The sequence below is a fragment of the Pedobacter sp. NJ-S-72 genome (assembly GCF_053890575.1).
On the sequence record NZ_CM132681.1, the window covers coordinates 1 to 25220 of the forward strand.

The 25220-nt window shown below is 39.3% G+C and carries 28 protein-coding genes and 4 pseudogenes; 19 read left to right on the plus strand and 13 right to left on the minus strand.

The features are described from left to right. A pseudogene (gene dnaA / locus ACWYN3_RS00005) lies at positions 1 to 1438 on the plus strand (chromosomal replication initiator protein DnaA). A gap of 120 nt (positions 1439 to 1558) precedes the next feature. Here the strand turns inward: dnaA and ACWYN3_RS00010 are convergent. Both ACWYN3_RS00010 and ACWYN3_RS00015 read right to left on the minus strand, forming a co-directional pair. Further along, positions 1559 to 2281, minus strand: coding sequence for a hypothetical protein (locus ACWYN3_RS00010; RefSeq protein ID WP_456219292.1), 723 nt, complete (start codon positions 2279 to 2281; stop codon positions 1559 to 1561). Then, positions 2260 to 3510 (minus strand): SPFH domain-containing protein, encoded by a 1251-nt coding sequence (locus ACWYN3_RS00015; protein WP_456219293.1) that lies wholly within the window; start codon positions 3508 to 3510, stop codon positions 2260 to 2262. Before ACWYN3_RS00015 ends, ACWYN3_RS00010 begins: the two co-directional genes overlap by 22 nt. A gap of 208 nt (positions 3511 to 3718) precedes the next feature. Here ACWYN3_RS00015 and ACWYN3_RS00020 point away from each other — a divergent pair, with 208 nt between their 5' ends. Next, positions 3719 to 4339 (plus strand): NAD(P)-dependent oxidoreductase, encoded by a 621-nt coding sequence (locus ACWYN3_RS00020; protein WP_456219294.1) that lies wholly within the window; start codon positions 3719 to 3721, stop codon positions 4337 to 4339. A gap of 13 nt (positions 4340 to 4352) precedes the next feature. Next, positions 4353 to 4724 (plus strand): NAD(P)-dependent oxidoreductase, encoded by a 372-nt coding sequence (locus ACWYN3_RS00025; RefSeq protein WP_456219295.1) that lies wholly within the window; start codon positions 4353 to 4355, stop codon positions 4722 to 4724. An 87-nt stretch (positions 4725 to 4811) separates the two neighbouring features. Here the strand turns inward: ACWYN3_RS00025 and ACWYN3_RS00030 are convergent, their stop codons facing one another. Further along, complete coding sequence (locus tag ACWYN3_RS00030; RefSeq protein ID WP_456219296.1) at positions 4812 to 5255, minus strand: protein adenylyltransferase SelO family protein; 444 nt, start codon at positions 5253 to 5255, stop codon at positions 4812 to 4814. Next, a complete protein-coding gene (locus ACWYN3_RS00035) occupies positions 5255 to 6310 on the minus strand; it encodes a protein adenylyltransferase SelO family protein (RefSeq protein WP_456219297.1) in 1056 nt (351 codons plus the stop codon). Before ACWYN3_RS00035 ends, ACWYN3_RS00030 begins: the two co-directional genes overlap by 1 nt. Positions 6311 to 6849: 539 nt before the next feature. Here ACWYN3_RS00035 and ACWYN3_RS00040 point away from each other — a divergent pair. Continuing rightward, positions 6850 to 7314: pseudogene (locus ACWYN3_RS00040) on the plus strand (RNA polymerase sigma factor); the annotation flags it as partial. 2 nt (positions 7315 to 7316) lie between these two features. Here the strand turns inward: ACWYN3_RS00040 and ACWYN3_RS00045 are convergent. Beyond that, complete coding sequence (locus tag ACWYN3_RS00045) at positions 7317 to 8117, minus strand: discoidin domain-containing protein (RefSeq protein WP_456223335.1); 801 nt, start codon at positions 8115 to 8117, stop codon at positions 7317 to 7319. A 6-nt stretch (positions 8118 to 8123) separates the two neighbouring features. After that, positions 8124 to 9239: pseudogene (locus ACWYN3_RS00050) on the minus strand (alpha-L-fucosidase); the annotation flags it as partial. Positions 9240 to 9338: 99 nt separating this feature from the next. Between ACWYN3_RS00050 and ACWYN3_RS00055 the strand changes: the two are divergent. Continuing rightward, complete coding sequence (locus ACWYN3_RS00055) at positions 9339 to 10064, plus strand: DUF6515 family protein (RefSeq protein WP_456219298.1); 726 nt, start codon at positions 9339 to 9341, stop codon at positions 10062 to 10064. Here ACWYN3_RS00055 and ACWYN3_RS00060 read toward each other — a convergent pair. Continuing rightward, the gene (locus tag ACWYN3_RS00060; protein ID WP_456219299.1) at positions 10043 to 10324 is read right to left on the minus strand and encodes a hypothetical protein; all 282 of its coding nucleotides are present in this window, start codon (positions 10322 to 10324) and stop codon (positions 10043 to 10045) included. The two genes, ACWYN3_RS00055 and ACWYN3_RS00060, sit on opposite strands and share 22 nt — an antisense overlap. Further along, positions 10302 to 10802: an alpha/beta fold hydrolase gene (locus ACWYN3_RS00065; protein WP_456219300.1), complete on the minus strand. Its 501-nt coding sequence runs from the start codon at positions 10800 to 10802 to the stop codon at positions 10302 to 10304. Before ACWYN3_RS00065 ends, ACWYN3_RS00060 begins: the two co-directional genes overlap by 23 nt. 210 nt (positions 10803 to 11012) lie before the next feature. Here ACWYN3_RS00065 and ACWYN3_RS00070 point away from each other — a divergent pair, with 210 nt between their 5' ends. The 10 genes and pseudogenes from ACWYN3_RS00070 (at position 11013) to cysM (ending at position 17718) form a co-directional block, all read left to right on the plus strand. Further along, on the plus strand, positions 11013 to 11396 hold the full coding sequence (locus ACWYN3_RS00070) for a hypothetical protein (RefSeq protein ID WP_456219301.1): 384 nt from the start codon (positions 11013 to 11015) through the stop codon (positions 11394 to 11396). Then, positions 11366 to 11869 carry an AAA domain-containing protein gene (locus ACWYN3_RS00075; RefSeq protein WP_456219302.1) on the plus strand — a complete coding sequence of 168 codons (504 nt, stop codon included), beginning with the start codon at positions 11366 to 11368 and terminating at the stop codon, positions 11867 to 11869. Before ACWYN3_RS00070 ends, ACWYN3_RS00075 begins: the two co-directional genes overlap by 31 nt. A 5-nt stretch (positions 11870 to 11874) precedes the next feature. Next, positions 11875 to 12387 carry an AAA domain-containing protein gene (locus ACWYN3_RS00080; protein WP_456219303.1) on the plus strand — a complete coding sequence of 171 codons (513 nt, stop codon included), beginning with the start codon at positions 11875 to 11877 and terminating at the stop codon, positions 12385 to 12387. After that, positions 12384 to 12893 carry an AAA domain-containing protein gene (locus tag ACWYN3_RS00085; protein WP_456219304.1) on the plus strand — a complete coding sequence of 170 codons (510 nt, stop codon included), beginning with the start codon at positions 12384 to 12386 and terminating at the stop codon, positions 12891 to 12893. The genes ACWYN3_RS00080 and ACWYN3_RS00085 overlap by 4 nt, the downstream gene beginning before the upstream one ends. A gap of 169 nt (positions 12894 to 13062) precedes the next feature. Then, positions 13063 to 13407: a hypothetical protein gene (locus ACWYN3_RS00090; RefSeq protein WP_456219305.1), complete on the plus strand. Its 345-nt coding sequence runs from the start codon at positions 13063 to 13065 to the stop codon at positions 13405 to 13407. 726 nt (positions 13408 to 14133) lie between these two features. Beyond that, positions 14134 to 14844 (plus strand): enhanced serine sensitivity protein SseB C-terminal domain-containing protein, encoded by a 711-nt coding sequence (locus ACWYN3_RS00095; protein ID WP_456219306.1) that lies wholly within the window; start codon positions 14134 to 14136, stop codon positions 14842 to 14844. Between the two features lie 341 nt (positions 14845 to 15185). Beyond that, a complete protein-coding gene (locus tag ACWYN3_RS00100) occupies positions 15186 to 15368 on the plus strand; it encodes a mechanosensitive ion channel family protein (protein WP_456219307.1) in 183 nt (60 codons plus the stop codon). Between the two features lie 53 nt (positions 15369 to 15421). Next, a complete protein-coding gene (locus ACWYN3_RS00105) occupies positions 15422 to 16012 on the plus strand; it encodes a mechanosensitive ion channel family protein (RefSeq protein WP_456219308.1) in 591 nt (196 codons plus the stop codon). A 19-nt stretch (positions 16013 to 16031) separates the two neighbouring features. Beyond that, positions 16032 to 16844 carry a serine O-acetyltransferase EpsC gene (gene epsC / locus ACWYN3_RS00110; protein ID WP_456219309.1) on the plus strand — a complete coding sequence of 271 codons (813 nt, stop codon included), beginning with the start codon at positions 16032 to 16034 and terminating at the stop codon, positions 16842 to 16844. 2 nt (positions 16845 to 16846) lie between these two features. Then, positions 16847 to 17718: pseudogene (gene cysM / locus ACWYN3_RS00115) on the plus strand (cysteine synthase CysM). An 84-nt stretch (positions 17719 to 17802) separates the two neighbouring features. Here the strand turns inward: cysM and ACWYN3_RS00120 are convergent. After that, positions 17803 to 20064, minus strand: a complete 2262-nt coding sequence (locus ACWYN3_RS00120; RefSeq protein ID WP_456219310.1) for an NADP-dependent malic enzyme — start codon at positions 20062 to 20064, stop codon at positions 17803 to 17805. A gap of 211 nt (positions 20065 to 20275) precedes the next feature. Between ACWYN3_RS00120 and ACWYN3_RS00125 the strand changes: the two genes are divergently transcribed. The 4 genes from ACWYN3_RS00125 to ACWYN3_RS00140 all read left to right on the plus strand — a co-directional run bounded on the left by ACWYN3_RS00125 (position 20276) and on the right by ACWYN3_RS00140 (position 22829). Next, a complete protein-coding gene (locus tag ACWYN3_RS00125; protein ID WP_456219311.1) occupies positions 20276 to 20881 on the plus strand; it encodes a hypothetical protein in 606 nt (201 codons plus the stop codon). 28 nt (positions 20882 to 20909) lie between these two features. After that, the gene (locus tag ACWYN3_RS00130) at positions 20910 to 21365 is read left to right on the plus strand and encodes a hypothetical protein (RefSeq protein WP_456219312.1); all 456 of its coding nucleotides are present in this window, start codon (positions 20910 to 20912) and stop codon (positions 21363 to 21365) included. Between the two features lie 24 nt (positions 21366 to 21389). Continuing rightward, the gene (locus tag ACWYN3_RS00135) at positions 21390 to 21851 is read left to right on the plus strand and encodes a DUF4268 domain-containing protein (RefSeq protein ID WP_456219313.1); all 462 of its coding nucleotides are present in this window, start codon (positions 21390 to 21392) and stop codon (positions 21849 to 21851) included. Between the two features lie 96 nt (positions 21852 to 21947). Beyond that, positions 21948 to 22829, plus strand: a complete 882-nt coding sequence (locus ACWYN3_RS00140) for a PfkB family carbohydrate kinase (protein ID WP_456219314.1) — start codon at positions 21948 to 21950, stop codon at positions 22827 to 22829. Between the two features lie 387 nt (positions 22830 to 23216). On the opposite strand, the gene ACWYN3_RS00145 is transcribed toward ACWYN3_RS00140, so the two are convergent. From ACWYN3_RS00145 to ACWYN3_RS00160, 4 genes are all read right to left on the minus strand, one after another. Continuing rightward, entirely contained in the window at positions 23217 to 23333 is a 117-nt protein-coding gene (locus ACWYN3_RS00145; protein ID WP_456223336.1) for a JAB domain-containing protein, read from the minus strand. 2 nt (positions 23334 to 23335) lie between these two features. Then, positions 23336 to 23533, minus strand: a complete 198-nt coding sequence (locus tag ACWYN3_RS00150) for a hypothetical protein (RefSeq protein ID WP_456219315.1) — start codon at positions 23531 to 23533, stop codon at positions 23336 to 23338. 180 nt (positions 23534 to 23713) lie between these two features. Continuing rightward, on the minus strand, positions 23714 to 24316 hold the full coding sequence (locus ACWYN3_RS00155; RefSeq protein WP_456219316.1) for a DUF4145 domain-containing protein: 603 nt from the start codon (positions 24314 to 24316) through the stop codon (positions 23714 to 23716). A 448-nt stretch (positions 24317 to 24764) separates the two neighbouring features. Continuing rightward, on the minus strand, positions 24765 to 25109 hold the full coding sequence (locus tag ACWYN3_RS00160) for a hypothetical protein (RefSeq protein ID WP_456219317.1): 345 nt from the start codon (positions 25107 to 25109) through the stop codon (positions 24765 to 24767). Positions 25110 to 25220 lie beyond the last annotated feature (111 nt).

The following is a 25220-nucleotide window of genomic DNA, read 5'->3' on the forward strand; positions in this document are numbered from 1 at the left end:
ATGCAAAAAACTTGTACCGAAGTATGGAATAACTGTCTCCAGATTATTAAGGATAATATCCCGGTCCAAAGTTTTAAAACTTGGTTCGAACCGATTTCGGCACTAAAATTGGAAGGCAACATATTAACTGTACAGGTGCCAAGTTTATTCTTTTATGAATGGCTTGAAGAACACTATGTAGGTTTATTGCGCAAGACAGTTAAACAGCAAATGGGAGAAGAAGGTCGTTTGGAATATAATATTGTGGTAGATAAATCGTCTAACAGCGGTTCTCCATACACTACAAGTATGCCCTCCAATGGGAATGGAGCAGCATCAAAAAAACAACAATCAATGCCAGTTCCGGTATCAATTAATAAGGATATTAAAAACCCTTTTATTATACCTGGGTTGAAAAAATTGAATGTGGATCCTCAATTAAATTCTCAGTATACTTTTGATAGTTATGTTGAAGGAGATTGTAATCGTTTAGCCCGTTCTGCAGGTTTTGCAGTAGCAGCTAAACCGGGTGCGACCTCATTTAACCCATTAATGATTTATGGTGCTGTAGGATTGGGTAAAACCCACCTTGTACAGGCTATAGGCAATGAAATCAGACGTACTTTACCAGATAAACTGGTTATATATGTATCCTGCGAGAAGTTCTGTCAGCAGTTTGTCGAGTCCTTAAAAAACAACACAATTAATGATTTTGTGAACTTTTACCAGGCAATGGATGTAATCATCATGGATGATGTCCATAACTTTGCAGGAAAAGAGAAAACTCAGGATATTTTCTTCCATATTTTCAATCACCTGCACCAATCTGGGAAACAGAGAGATCATTATCACCTCAGATAAAGCTCCAAAAGATCTTTCGGGTGTTGAAGAACGCTTATTGAGCCGTTTCAAATGGGGGCTTTCGGCTGATTTGCAAATTCCTGATCTGGAAACCAGAATAGCGATACTAAGAAAGAAAATGTACGCTGACGGAATTGAACTTCCTTCGGATGTAGTTGAGTATGTAGCGAATAACATTGATAACAATGTACGTGAGCTTGAAGGAGCAATGGTATCCTTATTAGCACAGTCAACGTTGAATAAAAAAGACATTGATCTTGGTTTGGCTAAATCAATGTTGAAGAACTTTATCAAAAATACGACGAAAGAAATTTCTATGGATTATATCCAGAAACTGGTTTGTGAGTATTTCGAAGTACCGGTAGAGATGGTAAAATCACCTACACGTAAACGTGAAATCGTACAGGCTCGTCAGATTTCAATGTATTTATCGAAAAACCTGACTAAATCTTCATTGAAAAGTATTGGCGCATTTTATGGTGGGAGAGACCACTCTACAGTGATTTATGCTTGCCAGACTGTAGAAGATCTGATTGATACCGATAAAAAATTCAAAGGTTATGTGACTGATATTCAGAAAAAACTTAAAATGAGCTAGGTTTATCCTGGTTGAAATCAAGGTTTATTTTGATCGAAATAGAAAAGGGCATCCGTATCACGGATGCCCTTTTTACTGTTATAACCAGGTTGTTTCGGGTAAGACAGGATTAGTGCCGTATTAAGGATTGATACCCTTGACGTTCGGGTCAATTACCTCTGCTATAATCACTTCTTTACGTTTTTCGGGATCCATCATTTCCATTAACTTCAATCCTAAAAGTCCGTCCATTGCAGAACCACTGCCATTTCCGTTTCCGCCTATCAAAACATCAGGAATCAGTTTGATTTTACCTTTTGATAGCTCTTCAGTGATTTTGTAACGGGTAAAGTTTTCCCCACCAAGTGCTTTTACTGCAAGTTCATAGGCTTCGGCCGTTGACTTTCCAATAGCCAGAATCTTTCCTGCCTCAGCACTACCTGTCAGTGAGATCAGCTCTGCTTCAGCTGATGCCCTTAGCTTAATTGCTTCTGAATCGGCCTGTGCCCTTGCTTTCGTAGCTTCGGCTTCTGCATGTGCACGCATTTTAGTTGCTTCGGCCTCTGCTCCAACGGCTAATTTTACACCGGCAGCGTCACCTTCAGATTTTTTAACTGTCGCACTTGCAGTACGTTCTGCAATCTCTACACTTTGCTGTGCCTTCACTATGTCTTTCTGCATATCAGCAATAGCAGTTTCTTTCTCCATGCCCTGACGAGTTTCCTGAGCCTGTTTTTGTGTATTGTAAGTTACTTTTTGCTCTTCTGCAATTTTACGGTCTGTTAATGTTTTCATCAGTGATTCTGGCGGAACAATATCTCCGATTAAAGTGTCAACTGCGTTCACATTATATTCATCAAGCACTTTACGAATATGCTCTTTGGCAGATTCCTGACGTTCTCTTTACGTGTACTTAAGAAGGCAATTACGTCGCTGTCCTGAGCCGAGTTGCGGAAATAATTGCCGATTGTTGGTTCTAAAACCTGTGATACGAGGTTGACCATATTACCGAAACGAGCAATTACTTTAGGGGCTTCTGCGGTTGGAACGTGAATGATCTGTGATACATCCAGGTTAAAAGGGAACCCGTCTTTTGAACGTACTGTGATGGTAGAGAGGTTTTTATCTAAATTGTGGGCCTCACTTCTTGCGCTTGCCCAATTCAAAACCAGGTTGGTTGTTGGTACAAGCTCAACTTTCATGATATACTTATTAATCGGGTATTTACCCGGTCCTAATGGTTCAAGCCATACCCCTTTTGACCCTTTTCCGACGATATTACCATGTTTGAAATCGCTGCCTGTTAAGTCATTACCGTCAGTGCCGATATAAGATATAACTACGCCAACGTAACCAATAGCAATTTCCATCATTGGGATTTCTTCCATTTGTATCGCCCATGGGTTCAGGTTGTATGAACCTGCAAGTATCACCTGTGGTTGTAAACCCCGATTACCGCCATTTTTTATAAAATTGTCAAAGTTCTGGAAGTTGTTATGCCCATCTACCAGTTTACCGGCAATCTGGTTAGCTTCAATTGGCAATCCATCTAACGTTGTGACAATACCCACCATACTTTCCTGGATACGAATCATATCCGTAACTGAAACCTGGAATAACATTGTGTTAATACGGTAAGAACCGGAGGTGATGTAAGAAGTCTGACGGCCACGCTGTCCGCCATTTTCAAGGAATTTTACTGCATCCTGAAAGTTATCCGAGTCTACACGCTGACCTAAAATGTTTCCTGTAGGGATTTCCGAACCATCTTTTGCCATGATCAGACCAATTTTACCTTCGGGGATGATTGTAAATTGTTCCATCGTTACGCTGTATTGCCAGAACCACATACCAAAGTACAAACCTGGTGCGAGGGTTTTTCCCTGGAAACCGGCCTCACCTTTAATGGCGATTATACGCCCGTCCGGTAGTTCTTTGTCTGCTCCAAAGAGTACGAACTTCTTGGTAATCAGGCCAACTTTGTCTTCTGGAACGATAACCATACCGAACAAGAAGCGTAGAATGTATTTGTATAATACAAGGCATAAAAGGGCTATAAATACCCAGTAATAATTAGAAATGAGCGCTTCCATAAATGCTGTTTTTTTAATGCAAGGTATATTATTTTTTCAAGCATTATATATGTACTGAGCCTTATTCTGCGATAATTTTAATATTAAATTAGTGTAATATTTATTAATTATTTATTGTTATGGATAATATTTTGTTGAAGAAATATGCCGGTTTAGTTCGATTTTGTCCCGGAAATAAAAACCTTATATTAAACCTAAAATAATTGATATGAAAGTAGCCGTATTCAGTACTCAATCTTATGACAGACAGTATTTTAATCTTGTTAATGCTGATTTTAACCATGAATTTGTTTTCCTTGAACCAGCGTTAAATTCAGCTACTGCAGTCCTGGCTAAAGGATGTACTGGTGTCTGCGTGTTTGTAAATGATCAGGTCGATTCAAATACTTTAGAAATCCTTCATCAATCCGGGGTAAATACTATTGTATTGCGTTGTGCCGGGTTTAATCAGGTGGATTTGAATTTTGCTAAAAGTCTGGGAATTAAGGTGTATCGGGTGCCTTCTTATTCACCGGAGGCTGTTGCTGAACATGCCGTAGCAATGATTATGACTTTAAACCGTAAAACACATAAGGCTTATAACCGGGTAAGGGAAGGGAATTTTTCTTTAGAAAGGCTGATTGGTTTTAATCTGAACGGGAAAAAAGTGGGGGTAATAGGGTTGGGGCAAATCGGTGTTGCCTTTGCGAAAATAATGCATGGATTTGGTTGTCAGGTTGTTGCTTATGATCCTGTTGTTAAAGATGTACCTTCATTTATCGAATTGGTGGAATTGGATACTTTAATGATTACAGCAGATCTGATTTCAAATCCATTGCCCGTTAAATGAGCATACACATCATTTGATTAATCAAAAGCGTTTCGATCAGATGAAGGGTGGTGTGATGCTGATCAATACGAGCAGAGGGGCGATATTGAATACTCACGATGCTATTGAAGCGCTTAAACAGGGTAAATTAGGCTACCTGGGAATTGATGTTTATGAGCAGGAAGACAAGCTTTTTTTTAGAGATCTTTCCGAAAGTCTGATTGAAGATGAACAGATTTTGAGACTGATGAGTTTTTCAAATGTACTGATTACAGCGCACCAGGGGTTTTTTACGACAGAGGCTTTGACCGAAATTGCTCAGACTACTTTGCAGAATCTGAATGATGCAGAACATGGACATTCCGGTTTAGAAAAAGGCCAGTCTGAGAGGAACAAACTGGCCTGATTTCTCCTCTAAAACAGGTTCGTTTTTTTGCTTAAGAGCTGCAGGATAGGGTAGAACTTCCTGGCTGATCATTTGCCCATTCTGGTCTTAATTAAAGAATTCATCATGTGTATTTGAGTATGGGGTTTTTATGGCTTCCTGCAATTTTAAGAACAGTGTTTGTTCTCCTTTTTCTAATTCTTGTATCGCCTGATGGAGCAAATAGTTCCTTAAAATGAAGCGGGGGTTGCTCTTTTTCATTATCTCTTTTGATACTTCATTTGAAGTCTTGTTCTCTCTGATTCTTAAATGGTAATGATTTATTGTTTCTGTGAGTGTTTGTAGTGTGTCTTTGTTAGGAAGCTCATAAAATGAGGCGGAAAAATGCGATGTGACAGCTTCTTGTGTACTAGTTTCAATTGGCAGCGTCATTAACAATTGATAGAAGATTGTCATGTCAGCCTTGAGTAGGGTAAGGGTTTTTTCGAACGCTTCGATCAGCTCCTGATCCTGCTCTTTAAACTCATCGAAGCCTAATTTACCAGCCATCATCACATGGTATTTTGCGAAGTAAATAGTCTTGTATTTTTCCAGTGCTGAGGACAGCTTTTCTTGTCTTCAAATAGGGGTGCGATGGCACTTGCCAGGCATCCCAAATTCCAATAACCTATGGATGGCTGACGGCCATAAGCGTATCTCCGGCCTGGAAGATCTGTTGTATTTGGTGTGAATTCAGGATCATACTGATCAAGGAAAGAGAAGGGGCCGTAATCAATAGTCAGGCCAAGGATCGACATGTTATCTGTATTCATTACACCATGTACAAAACCTACTCTGATCCATTCGACCATTAAAGCTGCTGTTTTTTCTACGATCTCTTCAAACCACTCCAAAGTCTTGTTTTCTCCTTTGATATGCGGAAAAAAACGGTCTATTGTCCATGAAGTCAGTTTTTCCAATTGTGGTATTTCTTGTCTCGCAGCCAGCATTTCAAAGTTCCCGAAACGGAGGAAGCTTGGGGCGGTACGCATGACAATAGCTCCTTGTTCATAGGCAAGGTGCCCATCATAAAAGAGATCACGCATCACCTGATCCCCGGTCGAAACAAGTGCAAGAGCACGTGTTGTAGGTACGCCAAGATAAAACATGCTCTCACTCATCAGGTATTCACGAACAGATGATCTGAGGACAGCTCTGCCATCTCCTCTGCGGGAATAAGGTGTAGGGCCTGCCCCTTTTAGCTGAAGTTCATAAGTTGGTTCTCCGGGATTGTCCCACTCCCCGAGGGTAATTGCCCGCCCGTCACCAAGCTGCCCTGCCCAGTTTCCAAACTGATGACCTGCATAACAGGCTGCGTAAGGATACATAGTTGGGGTTACCAGGTTTCCGCCAAGGATAAGGATATCTTTTTCATCAGGTTTTTCGATGTGAAGTTCTGCGGCCAGTTCATCAGACCAGGCTAAAAGTTCTGGATTTTTAACGGGAGTAGGAATGGCTTTACTGTATAAAGCGCCTGGAGTTTGACGGGGTTGGAGATCTCCGGTTTTATCGCCATCAAATGCGGTAATGAACTCATTTTTAAAGGCTTTTGTACTTAAGTTTTTCATCAGTATATATTGTTTTTAACGGTGTTGAAGCTGTCATGTGTTGCCTGGTTGCCTGCCTTTCGGTTTGGGTTCTGCTGCACATGATGGTTTCATGCTGATCCTGATCGTGTTTTAAATGACAAAGGTAGGTTCATTTTATTGCTAAAAAGTTTTAATTCTGTAAAATCGGTAGCTATTTAATTGTTTTATTCGTATATTTAAAACGAGTTTTTAATCACTAATGGGAAAATAACTTTAACTTATATAATATTAGTGAATTGTTAGTGTAAAAAATACAGCCCATATGTTTTGGTGGAATCTGAAATTATCGTTTTAGAAAATGAACGGAATGAATGGTAACATGCTCTTGCGAGTCTTATTTCAAGAGAGTAATTTTAAACAGATTAAAAGGTTAAATTAATTAATAATATGGACAGGGCATGCGGTCATAAATTTATGGTAATTACCAATGGTGACAAAAACCCGGGTCAAAAAGATTGCTTTGAAGTTGAAATTGTCAGAGAACTAAAAAACAGACTGAGTTATCTTTTAATAAATTATATCTGAGTTATGCATCAATGCTTCTCGGGGTTATATTGAAATTGGTATCCTCCAGAGAGATAGCAGAAGACATTTTGCAGGAAACTTTTATCAAAATATGGAGATCAATTGAGCTGTATGATGCTGATAAAGGAAGGTTATTTACATGGATGTCTTGTTTGGCCCGCAACACAGCAAAGGATTACCTTAAAGGGAAGAACTTTGCCAAGAGTATTAAGAATGATGATATTGATAGTGTTTATGCTCAGGTGAATGATTGCCATTATTTCCGGTATAATACTGATATAATTGGGTTGCGTGATCTGGTGGCAGTATTATCGGACTCCCAGAAGCAAATTCTTAATCTGGTTTATTTTCAGGGATATACCCAGGTAGAAGTTTCTGATGAACTTCATATCCCCCTGGGTACTGTAAAATCAAAAATAAGGCTTGCAGTAAAAGAGCTGCGCTGTTATTTTGGATAGGTTTAACGATAAACTTCTATTTCTGCAATTCGTAATAAGCTATTTCCTGATCCTGTTTGTCCGGTTGTCTGTTTAGCTACCAATCTCAAATATCTTGCTGTGGTCTTTTTGGCTAACGAAATGCGCTGTAGAATTGGATTAGCTTTGATGTTTGAAAATTCACCGGAGGCTATTGTTTTCCAGTTTTTTCCGTCATTACTACTTAGTAATTCATATTTTTCAATGATTCCTGCAGCTATTGCATCCTGGGCAGGCAGATATCCAACGGCCGAAAATTCAAGTGGTTTTGTGAAGTCAATGTCAAGGCTTCCTGTAGTGGGGTTTGTTGCTTTCCAGGTGGTTTTGTTATAGGTTTTTTCTGTGTTTTTAGTTTCTGCTGATTTGATGACCGGTTCCAGGTAAAGGCCGATTTCACTTAACGCGATAGCTACTGGTGCATAAATATGGATTCGGATTTTTCCAGCTGTTTGTGGTTGTGTAAGGCGGATTATCCGGTTTGAACCGATACTGGTTGCTTTTGCCAGTTCTTCCCATTTATTGTTTTTAAAGATATCGATGCTCACGCTATCTATTCTTTGTCCGAGTTTAATATTCTCGCGGAGCTGTATAATGCTGAAACGCGCGGGTTTTTTAAAATCCAGTTGTGCAGTGGCCTGATGAATATTGTTATCTGTGGCCCAATAGCTGTATCTGCTGGCGTCTGTAAGATTAGGGCTTCCATATTGTTGTTGTTGATTGTTTCTTACGTTAGAGAGGCTTATTTTAGCTTCTTTAGCCAGATTATGGGCGAATACTTGTTTAATTAATTTGCCGAATTCTGCTAACGTGTTTACATCTTTAGGGTGTAATATCCCTTCTGTGGTAGGAGAAAGGCCAAGATCCAAAGCTCCGCCATGACCAACAGATTTACAGTAAATATTAAATAGTTCTGCTACAGTTTTGACTTGTCCATCTTGTTCAGCATGATAAAACCATCCCGGACGCAGTGATACATCGCCCTCAGGAATCCACTGTTTGCCTCCTCTTGTACCGCTGCCAAGATTTGCATCATCCATAAAACCGGGCATTGCAGGTTTGTCATCATTGCCTTTAATAGTAATCGTTGACCAGCTTGTTTCTGGTGAAATACCTTTCTCGTTACCTACCCAGCGTACATCAAGGCCAATATCACTGAAAATACTGGCATTTGGCTGTAGTTTTCTGGTAATTTCCCAGGTATTCATCCAATCGTAATAGCTGGACTGATCTACTTTTCTTTTTTCATTTTTGCCTCCATAATAGCCATCTCCGCCATTTGCACCATCGTGCCAGCTCATAAAAAGCTCACCATAATTGCTGTATAATTCTTTAAGCTGGTTTCTGTAAATAGTCAGGTAAGCAGGTGTGCCATAGGCAGGATTATTTCTATCCCATGGTGAACAGTAAACTCCAAATTTCATGCCTTCCTGCTGGGCGGCCTGCTGAAATTCTCTGACCATATCTCCTTTGCCGTTTTTTCATGGGCTTTCGCTAATGTTATAGGCGGCAGTTTTAGTTGGCCATAATGCAAAACCGTCATGGTGTTTGGTTACGAATACAATGCCTTTGAAACCTCCTGATTTAGCGGCAGTTACGATTTGCTTTGCGCTGAATTTTGAAGGGTTGAAAAGGGAAGGGGCTGCATCTCCATAGCCCCATTCTTTATTTTGAAAAGTTGTTGGTGTAAAATGAATCAGACAATACATTTCTGTCTCATGCCATTTCAGCTGTCTTTCTGTAGGGATAGCGCCATAGGGTTGTGGGGCATCAGTTTGGGCATATGCTCCTGTTGAGAATAGCAGAGCTGATAAAATGGAAAGATACTGTATGTTAAATAGCCTCATTGTCTTTGTTAATTGATAGCTGTAAAATACAGTTTTTTCTGCTGATCTCAATTGATTTATCATTATTGTGTCAGCTTTTAGTTAAAATTTCAGTTACAAAGAGATTTGGAATAATCCTTTTGATTTGGTGGAAGTCTTATAGCCAAATTGATTCATTTGAATATGAAAACTTCAAGTTTTAAATCGTTAATAGTTGTAGCCGTTATACTGATATTCAGTGGGTTTGCAACAAGTGTTTTTGCCCAAAGAGGTGGGCGTGGTGGCGGTGGAAGGTCTTTTCATGGTCCCTCAAGAGGTTCATTTGGCAGAGGCGCCTCAGTGCATATCGGCGTTCGTGCCGGTTATCATTACCGTCCGGTTGGTTGGGGGTATAGAAGACCTTATTATTCATACCGAAGTTTTTACAGACCTTACCTGGGCTTTGGGATCAGCGTTTTGCCTTTTGGCTATTACCCGTTTTTTTATGGGGCCGATCAGTTTTACTATTCAGGAGGGTTATTTTACAGACAGTATGATAATCAGTATAAGGTAGTTGTGCCGCCAGTAGGAGCTTCTGTGCCTACGCTTCCTTCGGATGCGCAACAGGTTGTTATCAACGGCCAGACTTATTATGAGTATAAAGGAGTGTATTACAGTGAATCACAAGATGCAGACGGGAAAACGATTTATATAGTTGCGGGTAAAGATGGTGTACTGAATACTGATAATGGAAATGATAATAATACAGATAATGGCCCTCAGATTGGGGATGTTGTGAGCCAGTTACCTGAAGGTTATAAAGAAGTGATGGTCAAAGGAAATAAATATTATGTTACTGATTACGGGGTTTATTATGAACAGATTTTTGGTGATGATGGAAAGGTTTCTTATAAAGTGATAGGAAAATAATCTCTGATCAGATCATTCAGGAGCGGGGGGTGCTTAATTAATTTTTCATGCCCTGCTCCTTTGTAGTTCTCTGATTTTATCCACGGTCTGTCTTTTAAAAAGGTACTGAGATAGGTTGAATCTACTACTGTATCGTCTTCGTCAAAAGCAATCCAGTGGTTTAATGTTTGATCAAAGTTGTAATAAGTGTCCAGATCATAATCAGAAGCGGGCCTGTTAAAAGTGACCTGGAAGGATTTAAAGAAGCTGGTCTTGTGCATTTTGAGGGACATTTACACTATTCAGCATATTGCAGAACAGGGCTTTCAGTTTGATAACCGGAGCAATACTGATGAGTATATCAGGTTTGATGCCAGCCTGTTGCAGTGCAATAACATTTGCCATTGCGCCTAAGGAATGACCAATGACGATAGATGGCTTTCCATATTGATTGATAATCTCTTTGATCGCTTCTATATAAAGGATCAGGTTTGATAGTTCTGCAGGCGAACTTCCGTTTCCCGGGGCATCAAAAGCAGAAATTTCTACATCTTCGAGTTTCAGGAGTTCTTCAATAATAGCAGAGAAATCTGCGGCTTTAGAACTCCATCCATGAGTCAGCAAAATCTTCCGGCTGCCTGTTCCCCATTTGAATCCGTTAAAAATGAGTTGTTTTTTACTAAAATAGGTATCTGCAACGGTGAGCTGAAATGGAGTAGCTTTATTCAATAATTCTTCTTGTGCCAGTCTTAAAGGCAATTTAGGCAATTTAGGAGCATAACAAATCAAATTTCAATTTCCAGAGTAAATTGTCAATTGCTGAGTTGTCTAATTGGCTCAGGTCTTTTGCTTGCTGATAGATTTGTCGGTAGTGTTTCATCTATGTTATATTATTGAACGGTGGCAATATAAGACTTCTGTTTCGGGAGCTTTTCAAGTGAATGTCAAAATTGAGGTAAACTGCTACCTTTGCAGCAATGGAATATTTCAAAAAAAAAACTACTCGATTTACTCAAAACTGAACGTGAAGAAGATCAAAATGCATATCTTAAATTAACTGAATCTTCTTCTGTAGCAGATCGCAGGGCGAATGGTTTAACATGGTATCCTATCGCTATAAGAGGTTCTGAAATGAGCCGTGGTGATTATCTGACGGTAGAAATGGAGCGGACTTCTCATCAGGATATCAGCCATCAGCTTAGATTTGGAGCATCGGTAGTGTTGTTTTCTAACCATGATCCGAAAGTTGACCGGGTAGAGGGGGTGGTTTCTCATCAATCGGGTAATCAGATTAAGGTTACTTTACTTTACGGACTGATGAATTGCCTGATTGGTCACGTGATGGCAAATTAGGATTAGATGTGCTTTTTGATAACAATAGTTATGATGAAATGCAAAATGCGCTTAAGATTGCTTCATCGCCTTTTGAAAAGGAAGAAGATGGGCGGATTGTCAGGATACTGACTGGAGGGTTGGCGCCTTCGTTCAATAATACTGGTTATAATTATACAATTCCATCTTTAAATACTGTTCAGCAGGCTGCGGTAGATAAAATTCTTTCTGCAACTGATCTGGCCATTGTTCACGGCCCTCCGGGTACGGGTAAAACAACTACGTTGGTACAGGCGATAAAAGCACTGATTAAACAGGATCATCACCAGATTTTAGTAGTTGCACCGAGTAATACAGCAGTTGATTTATTGAGTGAAAAATTAGCTGATGAGGGCTTAAATGTGCTACGTGTAGGGAATCCTGCACGGGTTTCTGAAAGACTGACTGCTTTGACACTGGATAGTAAAAATGTCTGTCTGAGCATAGCAGCATGAAGGAGATGAAGAATCTCAAAAAACAGGCTAATGAGTACAAAAATATGGCTCATAAGTATAAGCGGAATTTCGGAAAGGCTGAACAGGAGCAACGTAAAGCACTTTTTAGTGAAGCGCATAAGATTATGAAAGAGGTGGGTAATACTGAGCAATATATTATTGATGATCTGGTTGCGAAAGCTCAGGTAATTACTGCGACTTTGGTTGGATCTAACCATTATACGGTCAGAAACAGAAATTTTCATACGGTGGTGATTGATGAGGCGGGACAGGCGCTTGAACCGGCTTGCTGGATACCCGTATTGAAGGCCAAAAAGGTGATTTTTGCGGGTGATCATTGTCAGTTATCTCCAACTGTGAAGTCTAATGTAGCTGCAAGAAATGGATTAAGCACTACTTTATTAGAAAAGTGTGTGGCTTTGCATCCTCAGGCTGTAGTGTTGCTGGAGGAGCAATACAGAATGAATGAGAAGATCATGGGGGGTATTCTTCGAAGGTTTTCTATGAGGATAAAATGAAGGCACATGTTTCGGTAGCTACCCGTGTATTAATGGAAGGGGAAGAGCCTGTGGAGTTTATTGATACGGCAGGTTGTGGTTTTGAGGAGAAGAATGAGGGGACTAGTACGGTCAATCCTGAGGAGGGTGTGTTTTTGATTAAACACCTGACGCAATTGGTGGGTAAGGTAAAAGAGAGTGGAGTGGCTTTGGTAGATTTCCCAAGTATAGCGGTTATTTCTCCTTATAAACAGCAGGTTTATTTGCTGAAAGAGCTTTTGTTGAATTCTCCGGAACTACAGGTTTATGCGGATAAGATATCTGTTAATACTATTGATAGTTTCCAGGGACAGGAAAGGGATGTAGTATATATAGGACTGACAAGAAGTAATAGTGATGGGGTAATTGGATTTTTGGCTGATGTGAGAAGGATGAATGTGGCGATCACAAGGGCGAAAAAGAAGCTGGTCGTGATTGGAGACAGTGTGCGACATTGGGAAGGTCTGAGTTTTATGGTGGGTTTATAGGGTATGCGGAAGGATGTGGGGGGTATAAGAGTGCATGGGAGTTCGTGGAAGGGTAACGGTAAAAAAAAGACAAGCTATGTTCGGCCGGCATTGCCTTCGCTGAAGGGCTCGGAAAGCTATGTCCTCACATTAGCTTGTCTTTTTTTTATCGTTATCCGGTTCTTGGTTGGTGGCTAGGAAGGAGCTTAAGAAGGAACCTGGGAAGGAGCTTAAGAAGAAACCTGGGATGGAGTATAAAAAGAAACTTTGGAAGGAGCTTAAGAAGGAACCTGGGAAGGAGCTTAAGAAGAAACCTGGGATGGAGTATAAAAAGAAACTTTGGAAGGAGTATAAAAAGAAACTTTGGAAGGAGTTTAAGAAGAAACCTGGGATGGAGCTTAAGAAGGAACCTGGGAAGGAGCTTAAGAAGAAACCTGGGAAGGAGCTTAAGAAGAAACCTGGGATGGAGCTTAAGAAGAAACCTGAAACTGGGACGGAGCTTAAGAAGAAACCTGGGATGGAGCTTAAGAAGTAACCTGGGAAGGAGCTTAAGAAGGAACCTGGGAAGGAGCTTAAGAAGAAACCTGGGAAGGAGCTTAAGAAGTAACCTGGGAAGGAGTTTAAGAAGAAACCTGGGATGGAGCTTAAGAAGTAACCTGGGAAGGAGCTTAAGAAGGAACCTGGGAAGGAGCTTAAGAAGAAACCTGGGAAGGAGCTTAAGAAGAAACCTGGGATGGAGCTTAAGAAGTAACCTGGGAAGGAGCTTAAGAAGAAATCTGGGAAGGAGCTTAAGAAGTAACCTGGGAAGGAGCTTAAGAAGAAATCTGGGAAGGAGCTTAAGAAGGAACCTGGGAAGGAGCTTAAGAAGAAACCTGGGAAGGAGCTTAAGAAGAAACCTGGGATGGAGCTTAAGAAGGAACCTGGGAAGGAGCTTAAGAAGAAACCTGGGAAGGAGCTTAAGAAGAAACCTGGGATGGAGCTTAAGAAGAAACCTGGGATGGAGCTTAAGAAGTAACCTGGGAAGGAGTTTAAGAAGAAACCTGAGATTAAGAGGAAAGCTGGGGTGGAGCTTAAGGAAAAGCAGGCTTGGTTTTTGGATTGTTTTATGATTTATGTGTGGTTTTTTAGTGGTATCGTTAAAATATAATTTTTCAGTGATTTCTTTTTATTGCCTTTTATAATTCCATATATTAGACGTGATGATTTGGTAATCAGTACCTTGTTGCAAGGGGGTATGCCTTGGGCCTGAAAATATATTTATATGGGATTATTCGATTTTTTAAATACCAATGAAAATGATGGTGAAGAGCGTGGAGATGACCATTTTGATTATTCTAAGGGTACAGATATGGGGTTTGTAGAGAGCCTGGTTAGTTTATTTGTCACTAAGCCAGCGGTATTGAAAGCTTATTTTGGGCTTTTGTACGACGAGGAGAAGGATGATAATGACTTGTTTTTAGCTGTTGAGCATTTAGGGGAGGTTGAAGGATTGAAAAAGATGACTCATCTGATTAAAAAGACCTTTTTGCCTGACGTTCCTATGTTTTATACTTCTACAGAAGACCAGCCTGAATTACTAGGATATATCGAGGAAACCAATTTCCCGTTTTATGTAAAGGACAAACCGCAGCCTTTAAATATATTGGTTATGAAACAGTGGTTCGACCCCACTTATAAAAAGAGCTTCATTGAAAAGGTCAAAACTTCAAAAGTCACTTCACTCTTTAAAGATTTTAACCCGCTTGGTAAAGGAATAGATTTTCAGACTTTTGTAAGGGAAGGAAAAGAATTTATTCCTTTGTTCTCTGGTAAGGAAATGATTTTTAAAAGTGGTATGACCGAAGTGCCAAGCGATTTAACGGTAGCCGAATTTGACTGGCGTAAAATTGATGAGGCCATTGACGGTAGCCTCAAGGAGCATTTTTATGTGCTTAACCCTGGTACTTCCTTCGAAGTAGAGTTTCACGCTTAAAGAAATCCCTGATTCTTAGAGTTATGATGAAGGCTTGCCAATAGCAAATACATGGTGAATTCTAATGCCCTGTCTTGAAAATGACGGCCTGTTCTGACATATCAATGATATCTTTTCGTTTTGAACAAAAAAATAGATATGTATCTTTAAAAAATCTTAGAGTCTGTCTGGAATTTATCTGATAAATTTTAAACAGGCTCTTTTTAGTCTAACCTCTAATCAACATTAGGTTTATTGACAAATGAACCCGGCACGAATAAAATAATTATTAAACCGGCAGGGCAGTAATTAGTTTACCAATCCAGGGCTTCATCTGACAAAAACTTGAAATAAATAAATAGATGAATAGAATTGAAAGTTATATTGAAGTGTTTTCTGAAAAAATCATCAATGGTTTACCAAACTTCATCCTTGCTGTAATTACTCTTTTAGTTGGGATATGGCTCATTAAATGGTTTCTTGGATTCATACACCGACGTTTCCAGCGTAATACTGTAGATATTTCTCTGAGTGAATTTTTTTAATCAGTATTATAAGGGTGGTCCTTTATATTTTATTGGTCATCTCTTGTGCATCGATGATCGGAATACAAACGAGTTCTTTTGTTGCGGTTTTAGGAGCAGGTGGTCTTGCGGTTGGCCTGGCTTTACAAGGGAGTCTCTCTAATTTTGCCGGAGGGGTTCTGATCTTGCTTTTTAAGCCTTTTAAGGTTGGACATTTTATTAGCTCTGCCAATAATGTTTCGGGTACGGTATTAAAGATTGATATTTTATATACCACTTTGAAGGCTGGTAATGGTACAACGATTTATGCACCTAATGGCCCGCTGGCAAATGCGGTGATCAATAATACTTCTGATAATGAAATAAGACAGGCGGAATATAAGATTAGTATTTCTTTTGATACTAATATCGATACTGCACGTAAGGTTATACTGGCTGTTTTAGAAAGTGATGGACTAATCCTTAAAGATCCTAAGCCTGTGGTATTGGTCTCATCAATCGAAGATAATGCAGTTGTATTATTAGTAAGGGCATGGGCAGCAAACGGGAACTTCTGGCCTGTTTATCATGCTAACTATCAAAAATTAAAAGAGGCGCTAGAAAAGAATCGAATTATTTTATCAAAAAAAGCCGATATATATGTGATGAGTAATCATGTGTCTTAAGGTCTAAAATCCACCTATAATGAACGAAGAATTTTATCTTCATATCTACAACAAACAAAGCCAGATTGAAGCAATACCATCTAATCTTGAAATAGCGGAATGGGCTGTAAGTCTGCTGAATTTAGTTTACCCTGAGCGGTTAACTAATCCCAGCCATACTTTAGAGGAAATCAAAGGGTATTTTAGCCATTCTGAACAGGAATTGTTGAATATACTGCAAAAGACTAAAGCTTGTACAGCTTGCAATCATCACATCATTGCAGAGACTTTTTATAATGAACTGCCTGAACTTTTCCGTCAGATGAATACGGATATTACAGCTACTCTAAGTGGTGATCCGGCAGCGAAAAGCGAATTTGAGATTATCAGAACCTATCCAGGTTTTCTGGCAGTATCAATTTATAGAATTGCCCATAAATTATTGAAACTAGGTATCCCTTTAATTCCAAGAGTACTGACTGAATATGCGCATTCTGCAACTGGTATTGATATCCATCCGGGCGCTGAAATTGGAGAATATTTATTCATTGATCATGGCACAGGCCTGGTTATCGGAGAAACAACGAAAATTGGTGACCATGTGAAATTATATCAGGGGGTGACATTAGGCGCACTGAGTGTCGAGAAGTTTATGGCGAATACTAAAAGACATCCTACGATTGGTGATCATGTGATTATTTATTCGGGGGCGACGATTTTAGGTGGTGATACCCTTATTGGTGAAAATAGTGTGATTGGCGGGAATGTCTGGCTGACTAAAAGTGTTCCGCCTAATTCAACTGTTTATCATCAGTCAGCAATGAAAGTTATAGAAACAAAAAGCAAAATATAAGCATGGGAACTTTAATAGATTGCATCGGAAATACGCCATTGGTAGAAATTACTAAGCTGAACCCTAACCCGGCTGTCCGGATTTTCGCTAAACTGGAAGGTAATAATCCTGGTGGAAGTGTGAAAGACAGAGCTGCTTTAAATATGATCCGCAGCGCGATGGAACGCGGCGAAGTGAATAAGGATACGAAATTAGTAGAGGCTACCAGTGGAAATACGGGGATCGCACTGGCAATGATTGCTGCGATTTACGGACTGGAAATTGAATTGGTTATGCCCTCGAATTCTACAAGGGAGCGGACTTTAACAATGGAGGCCTTCGGCGCAAAAGTTACTTTGCTGGAATCTATAGAGAAATGCAGGGATTACGCGGAAGAAAAAGGGGTTAAACCTGGTTATTTCTTATTGAACCAGTTTGCAAATCCGGATAATTATCTGGCGCATTATAAAACTACGGGGCCTGAAATATGGACTGATACTGAACATCAGATTACACATTTTGTGAGTTCTATGGAACTACAGGAAGTATCATGGGGAATTCTATGTATTTAAAGGAGCAAAACCCGGAAATACAGATAGTAGGCTGTCAGCCTACTGAAGAGTCTTCAATCCCTGGTATCAGAAGATGGCCTAAAGAATATCTGCCGAAAATATTTGATCCATCAAGAGTGGACAGGGTAATGGATGTTTCGCAGGATGAGGCTTCGGAATGTACAAGACAAATGGCAAAATCCGAAGGGATTTTTGCTGGAATGAGCAGTGGAGGTGCCCTGGCATGCTCACTTAGATTAGCCGCTGAATTAACTTCAGGGGTAATCGTTTTTATTGCCTGCGACAGGGGGGACCGGTACTTAAGCAGCGATCTGTTTTTGTAAATAATAGCATTTATTGACTATCATTAAATGAAAAGCCTCAGCAGATCTATTTCTGCTGAGGCTTTCTTATTATTTAAGCTGAATTTATTGTGCGTCTACTACAGCAATTGTAATCATATTGACAATCTCTCTAACAGAGCTGTCCATTTGTAAAACGTGTACTGGTTTATTCAGACCAAGAAGAATAGGGCCTACGGCTTCTACGTTTCCAAGTTCCTGTAATAATTTATAGGCAACGTTTCCGGATTCTAAATTTGGAAAAATCAAAGTGTTTGCCGGACTTCCTTTTAAGCTGGAGAATGGGTAGTTACTTTGAAGCAATTCTGCATTCATAGCGAAGTTGGCCTGCATTTCACCATCAACAATCATATCAGGATATTTTTGTTTCAGCAATGCTGTCGCAATTCTCATTTTTTCTGGAACAGGCCCGCTGTTTGAACCAAAGTTAGAATAAGATAATAAAGCGATACGCGGAGTGATATTGAATCCTTTGATCGTTTCATTAATCATCCCGGTAATATCTACCATATCTTGTGCTGAAGGATCCGGGTTTACAGTGGTATCTCCTAAAAATACTGGTCCTTTTTTAGTCAGCATCATATACATACCAGCGATTTTTTTAACGCCTGGTTTTGTGCCGATAACCTGCAATGCAGGTTTTAAAGTCGATTTGTAGTTTTTAGTCAATCCTGAGATTAACGCGTCGGCCTGTCCGAATTCTACCATACTTGCACCGTAATAGTTACGGTCACGTACTAGTTTTTTAGCTTCGTATAAGGTGATGCCACGTCTCTGACGTCTTTGGTACAGGTGTTCTGCAAATTTATCTGACTCTTCTGTTCCCTGCCATGGGTCAATGATTTCGACATCGCCGAATTCAATTCCATGTTCAAGGATGATTTTCTGGATTCTGGCTACGTTTCCTAATAAAATAGGGGTGGCGATACCTTCGTCCTTCACAATTTGTGCTGCTTTTAATATTTTATAGTTATCGGCTTCTGCAAATACTACCCGTTTTGGGGCAGATTTTGCTTTGTTAGCCAGATTTCTTAGTATTTTATCATCTGCACCTAATCTGATTTGTAATTCTTCCTGGTAAGCTGTCCAGTCTGTAATCTGTTTGCGGGCAACGCCGGATTCCATCGCCGCTTTGGCAACAGCTGTAGAAACAATGCAGATTAATCTTGAATCGATTGGTTTTGGAATGATATAGTCTTTTCCAAATTTCAGGTTCTTCGCTTTATAAGCAAGGTTCACGATTTCTGGTACCGGAAGTTTAGTCAGTTCAGCAATAGCTTTTACTGCGGCAATCTTCATCTCTTCATTAATCGATGTAGCACGTACGTCAAGAGCACCTCTAAAGATATATGGAAATCCTAATACGTTATTCACCTGGTTAGGGAAGTCGGAACGTCCGGTTGCCATGATGATGTCTTTACGGCTGTTTATGGCCAGATCATAAGCGATTTCAGGATCAGGATTAGCTAATGCAAATACGATTGGGTTTTTGGCCATTGACTGTACCATCTCTACAGATACTACATTCGCTGCCGAAAGACCTAAAAATACGTCTGCACCTTTCATTGCTTCAGCTAAAGTGCTGATATCTTTTCTTGGTGTAGCAAACTCCATACGCTTGGGATCAAGGTCGGTACGGTCAATATTTACAATGCCATCCTTATCGAATACCAGCATGTTTTCCTTTTTGACACCTAATTTAAGGTATAGTTTGATGCAGGATACTGCCGCTGCACCAGCTCCGCTTACCACAAGCTTTATTTTGTCTATTTTTTTATGCTGTAATTCGCAGGCATTTAATAACGCTGCGCTGGTAATGATGGCTGTTCCATGCTGATCATCATGCATTACCGGGATATTCATTTCTTCTTTTAAACGGCGTTCGATTTCAAAACACATCGGCGCTGCTATATCTTCAAGGTTTACACCTCCAAAAGTTGGTTCTAATGCTTTAACTACATTTACAAATTCGTCAGCAGTAGTTGCATTGATTTCTAAATCGAAAACGTCAATGTCAGCAAAGATCTTGAATAATAGGCCTTTACCTTCCATTACTGGTTTACTTGCTGCCGGACCAATATTTCCTAAACCTAATACTGCGGTTCCATTACTGATTACGGCCACTAAATTACCTTTAGCTGTATATTTATATACGTCTTCAGGGTTTCTGTATATTTCCATACAGGGTTCCGCTACTCCAGGTGAATAGGCAAGTGCTAAATCTCGTTGTGAATTTGTTGGCTTGGAAGGTACGACTTCAATCTTACCTGGCCGGCCATCCGAGTGATAATCTAATGCGTCCTGTTTACGGTTTGTTGCTTTGTTCATCTGCGTGTGTATCCTTGATCTTTGTTGTGCTGGAGGAGTAGATTACTCCAAGAAGCTAATAAGTGGTCGAAAGTAGGTATATGTTTAAAATAATACTAGAAAATAATGGGGAAATTACCTTGAATTGACCGTTAGATGTAAGAATTTTTTATATAATAGCTGATTTGTAAAAAATCCAACGTACTTTCACAAGAAAAACTAATCGCAGTCTATGGCATTTTTGAGTATAGTATTGGATCCACCAACGTATGGATGGGCCGATGCTAATGGTAATCTAGCGAAGCCGACGGCTGGACAATTGTTGAAGGAATTCTTTACAAGACTTAATATTTTTAAAACTAAAAAAAACTGGCTTCCGCTAATGAGCTGGACAAAAGTCGTTGTAACGATCCCTTTCCTTTACTTTTTTATCTTTGAATATTTTAGCTGGAGCTTATTGATTGTTGCCTTCTTATATAGTATGATTATCATGGGTACTCATGGAACTATATGGCATCATCGGTTCTGTACACATAATGCTTATGCTTTCAAGAACAAATTCTGGCGCTTTTTTACGCAGAACCTGACTATATCTATGATTCCTGAAGAAATTTATGTGGTTTCGCACCATGTGCATCATGCTAAATCTGATGCTCCTGGAGATCCTTATAATGCTTCTGGTGGGTTTTTATATTGTTTTCTTGCAGATGTTAATCACCAGCCAATAGCAAAAGATTTATGTGAGCGGAATTATCACCGTGCAGCAAGGCTGATGAAACATACTGGTATTCAGCCAAATACTTATGCTCAGTATTTAAAGTGGGGGCTCTATTGCTAATCCTGCAAGAACGGTTCTTGCCTGGGCTTTGAACTGGGGATTCTGGTATGCTACATTGTTTTTGATTGGTGGTCATGGTTTAGCTTGTACGGTATTTGGTGCGGCTGGTATCTGGGCAGTAGGTGTAAGAACTTTCAATTATGAAGGTCATGGTAAAGGAAAGGATATGCGCAGGGATAATTATGATTTCTCAAGAGAAGATATGTCTATTAACCAGCTTTGGCCGGGAATAGTTGCCGGTGAATGGCATAATAATCATCATTTATATCCGAAAAGTGCGAGAACTGGATTCTTACCTCATCAGGTAGACATCGCATGGTATTATATCCGTTTCATGTATTCGATTGGAACTGTTAAGTCTTTTAAAGATTCCAAAACGGACTTTTTAGAGACGCATTATAATAAAGTGGCTATGGAGGAAGAAGATGAAGCACTTCTTTTACAGGAAGAGAAATTGTTGGTCTTACAAAAGGATAAAGGCTAAATTCGCTAAAAGGATTAATTTTTTATGTATTCTAAAGATCAGGTTTCAAAGTTGAAACAGGCCTTCTGGACTGCTTTTGGTCAATATATTGCTCCTCAGCTTTCCGCTGAGGGGATGAGGATTAACTGGATAAATTATAAAACAGGCATTAAGCACCTGCATTTTAAATTGCATGCAGATAATAAGTCTGCTTTTGTTGCCATTGAACTTTCTCATCCTGATGCTGGTGTTCAGGAACTGTTATTCGAACAGTTTATGGAATTCAGGAACATCATGAAAGGTTATTTAAATGAGGAGTGGGAATGGGAACCGAATATGCCTGATGAGAACTATAAAACTGTAAGCAGAATTTATAAGCCTTTAACTGATGTCAGTATTTTTAAGGAGGAAGACTGGCCTAAGCTGATTTCTTTTCTTAAACCAAGGATCATCGCTCTTGATGAATTCTGGTGCGATGCATCGCATAGTTTTGAGCTGTTTAAGTAATAATTAGTTATTCTTACCTGTACCAACTAAATCATTTGATACATTTGTCTTTTGTCAGCGGTTAGGCTGACCTGATTTTCTTATTAATAAAGGTATATGTACGATATTTGTTGTATAGGTCATATTACGCTTGACAGAGTGGTTACACCCACAACGGAAAAGCATATGGCAGGAGGAACATCATTTTATTTCTCAAATGCTATCCGTAAGATGGATGTGAATTATGGTCTGGTTACGGCTGTAGGACAAAGTGAAATGCCATTTGTATTGGATTTACGTGCAAAAGGTACGGATGTTAATGTTTTTCCAAGTGCAAAAACCGTTTATTTCGAAAATATCTATTCGGGAAACCTGGACCACCGGACTCAAAGGGTTTTACAGGAGGCTGATCCGTTTACGGTTGAACAGCTTAAGCCCATACAAGCTGAAATCTTTCATTTAGGACCTTTGTTGTCAAATGATATTTCTGTTGAACTGATCAAAGATCTGGCGGACAGGAGTAGGGTGTCATTATTAGATGTGCAGGGATATTTGCGTGAGGTAAGAGGGGAAAGTGTATGTGCTGTGGATTGGCCACAGAAAATGGAAGCACTTCAATATGTACATACGGTAAAAGCTGATGAGGCTGAGCTGGAGGTGTTAACCGGGGTTACTGGTATACCAGAGGGGGTGAAGATCTTAAGTGACTGGGGAGTTCAGGAAATCGTTATTACAAGGGCTAGTTTGGGGTCTGTTATTTATGCTGATGGTGTATTTTATGATATTCCTGCTTTCAGGCCGTCTGCTGAAGTCGATGCTACAGGCTGTGGTGATACTTATATGGCGGGGGGGTATTTATATCAAAGGGTAAAAGGAGCAGGAATACAGCAGGCCGGAGAGTTCGGCGCAGCTATGGCCAGCTTAAAAATGGAATCTTACGGGCCTTTTGATGGTACTGAAAATGATATACTTCAATTATTAGTGGCTGATAGAAGCTAATCTAAAATATTTTAATGTCTGTTTCCTGATTAACAGTGCTGTTTTTGATGTTAATTCGTCATGGAAATGTTTTATTTAAAATAATTGTTAGTGTAATTTGTACACTATACAAAAGTTGTATATATTTGTATCAGAAAATAAGTCATAAATATTTTCCGGATCAAGGATGAGTCATTATAGGTGACAGCAACACTGCCGGAGATTTAAAGAGAAAACCCGTTCATACAGGTTTATATTTGGTTAGAATAGGGATGTGTCTGGATGGAACAACCCTTTCTTTTTTTTATAGCCTTTTGTAAATTGGTATTCAGCGAGTTAGGTTCCTGTTCAAGGACAAATAGTTAGTTAATCTATTAATTATTATTATTCTGTTTACTCTGCTAATATTCACGGATGATTATGTGCTAATATGATCCCACTTGCACAAGTTTTTAACGCTGCTGCAAATATTACTTTTGGATCTGCAACTATTCCTGCAATTCCTCCCTGTGAAATATTAACTATTCCTAATACTCTTTTCTTCTATTCAATAGAAGCACCTTAAATTCTTCCAGTAACCCTATCTTTCCGGGGCTCCATTCCTGTATGAAAATATCATAAGCATCTTTAGATTTGCTTATTTGCTGTCTTTCTGAGACCTTAAATTTTGGATTGTAACTGATCCGCACTTCTGCAACTTTGAATAATTTTGATTGTAATACCATATGATTTTAATTAATTATGGTACCCAACCAAGCTTTCCAACCAAATTAGCAAAGGAGGAACGGAATAAATGGACTGTGCGGTTGCTAATTGAGCGTTTATGCCATAGTTCCTTTAAGCGTTTTGGTTGGACAAGCTTACCTTTGTGGAGTAATTAATAAACTATAGATTTCTCATAATCTTTATTTTGACTCTAGTTTTATTTCACTTAGTCCTTTGTTAATCCTACTTGGGAGTACAAATAAAATGTCGGCAAGTGTTTTAGTAAAGTCAATCCCTTTTTGTGCATCACCAACAGTAGGTAATCCAGCATTTTCATCTGCATGCCTTTGATCATTTGCATCAAGTCTAACATGATGAGCCCATTCTGCCATATCTTTAGTTATCTGGTGGTCTTCAGCTGCTTTATTAATTCTTTTATATAATGAGCCATCTTTGTATCCTTTCTCTTTAAGCATTGCATCAACAGCGCTAGCGCATAACATTAACGATCCAGAAGGGGCGAATGTGCTATCTATTGCCTGTTGCAAAAATGCTTTTACTTTAATTGGTAAATTCTCGTCTATGATTAAGGGGCTCGGATAGATTTCGCGGACAGCGTTATCATGTGAATATGCAGAGGCAGTTACTACACCACCGCAACGACCACAAACATAAACATACCAATTCCTTGCATTTGTACCGTTAGCCGCTGTCGTTTGCAATGTACTCTTTGCTACTAAATTCGGTTGGTCAACTGAACAATGTGGACATCGTTCAACTTTTAAATAATTATCAAGTTGCATGCTCTTTTATATTAGGTTAATTATGGTAATCAAATCTAAATAAACTTCATAAAGAAACAAGTTTGAACAATTGATTATCAGTCCATCGCAAACCTAAAATTGAGTTTCGAGTTGCTTACATATAAGTCCCTTTTTTTAAACTGTAGGTCCGAACAGATGAATACATTGAGTGGCAAGGCTATATTGCTATTGGTCCCCGTACATTAGAAGTAAAATCAGGTAAATGGCTACTAACAAATGTTTACTTATAAATAATAGACTGTCTCTCCTATGAAGCCAGAGCGAAAGGCCCTAGTGAAATAACTATATGATATTGCTAGAGCTAAGATACTTTTAAATCCTGAAGTAGTTTATGCCCGATCTCCAACAATTTAGGTACGTGATGGATTACTGTTTCTATACTTTTCCAAAGGATCTTTAATAATGCATTGTTTTTTTTCGGCTTAATTCATTCTTTGTTGAACTCTTCAAATGCTGTAATAGCTTCTTGGTTGTTAGCATTCTGTATCAACTTTTTCATGGTGTCCAAAAGAGCAGCTGATTCTGAATGACTCTGACTCTCCGATGATAGTTTGTTAATTACGTCATTTACTGTGCTGCCAAGCACTAGATTACCAGTATTGTTACCGCCTATGTGGACATTTATAGTTGAAGGGCCTTCAGTTTTAGTATGTTTTTTCATAAATCCAACTTCATTAAATAACATCCTTCCTTGCGAAGTAAGTTTAAGATAGACGTCATCAGTATCTTCTTCAACATTCCAATTGTTCTCGCTTAATACTTTATCTTCCAAATATTCTCTGTACCTTTTGACATCAGATTCACTTAGTCCTGTCGCTTTGATTAAATCTCTCCAGTGTATTTTCCTAGGAAATCCTTTTTAGTGTGTGTAGCTGTCAATACC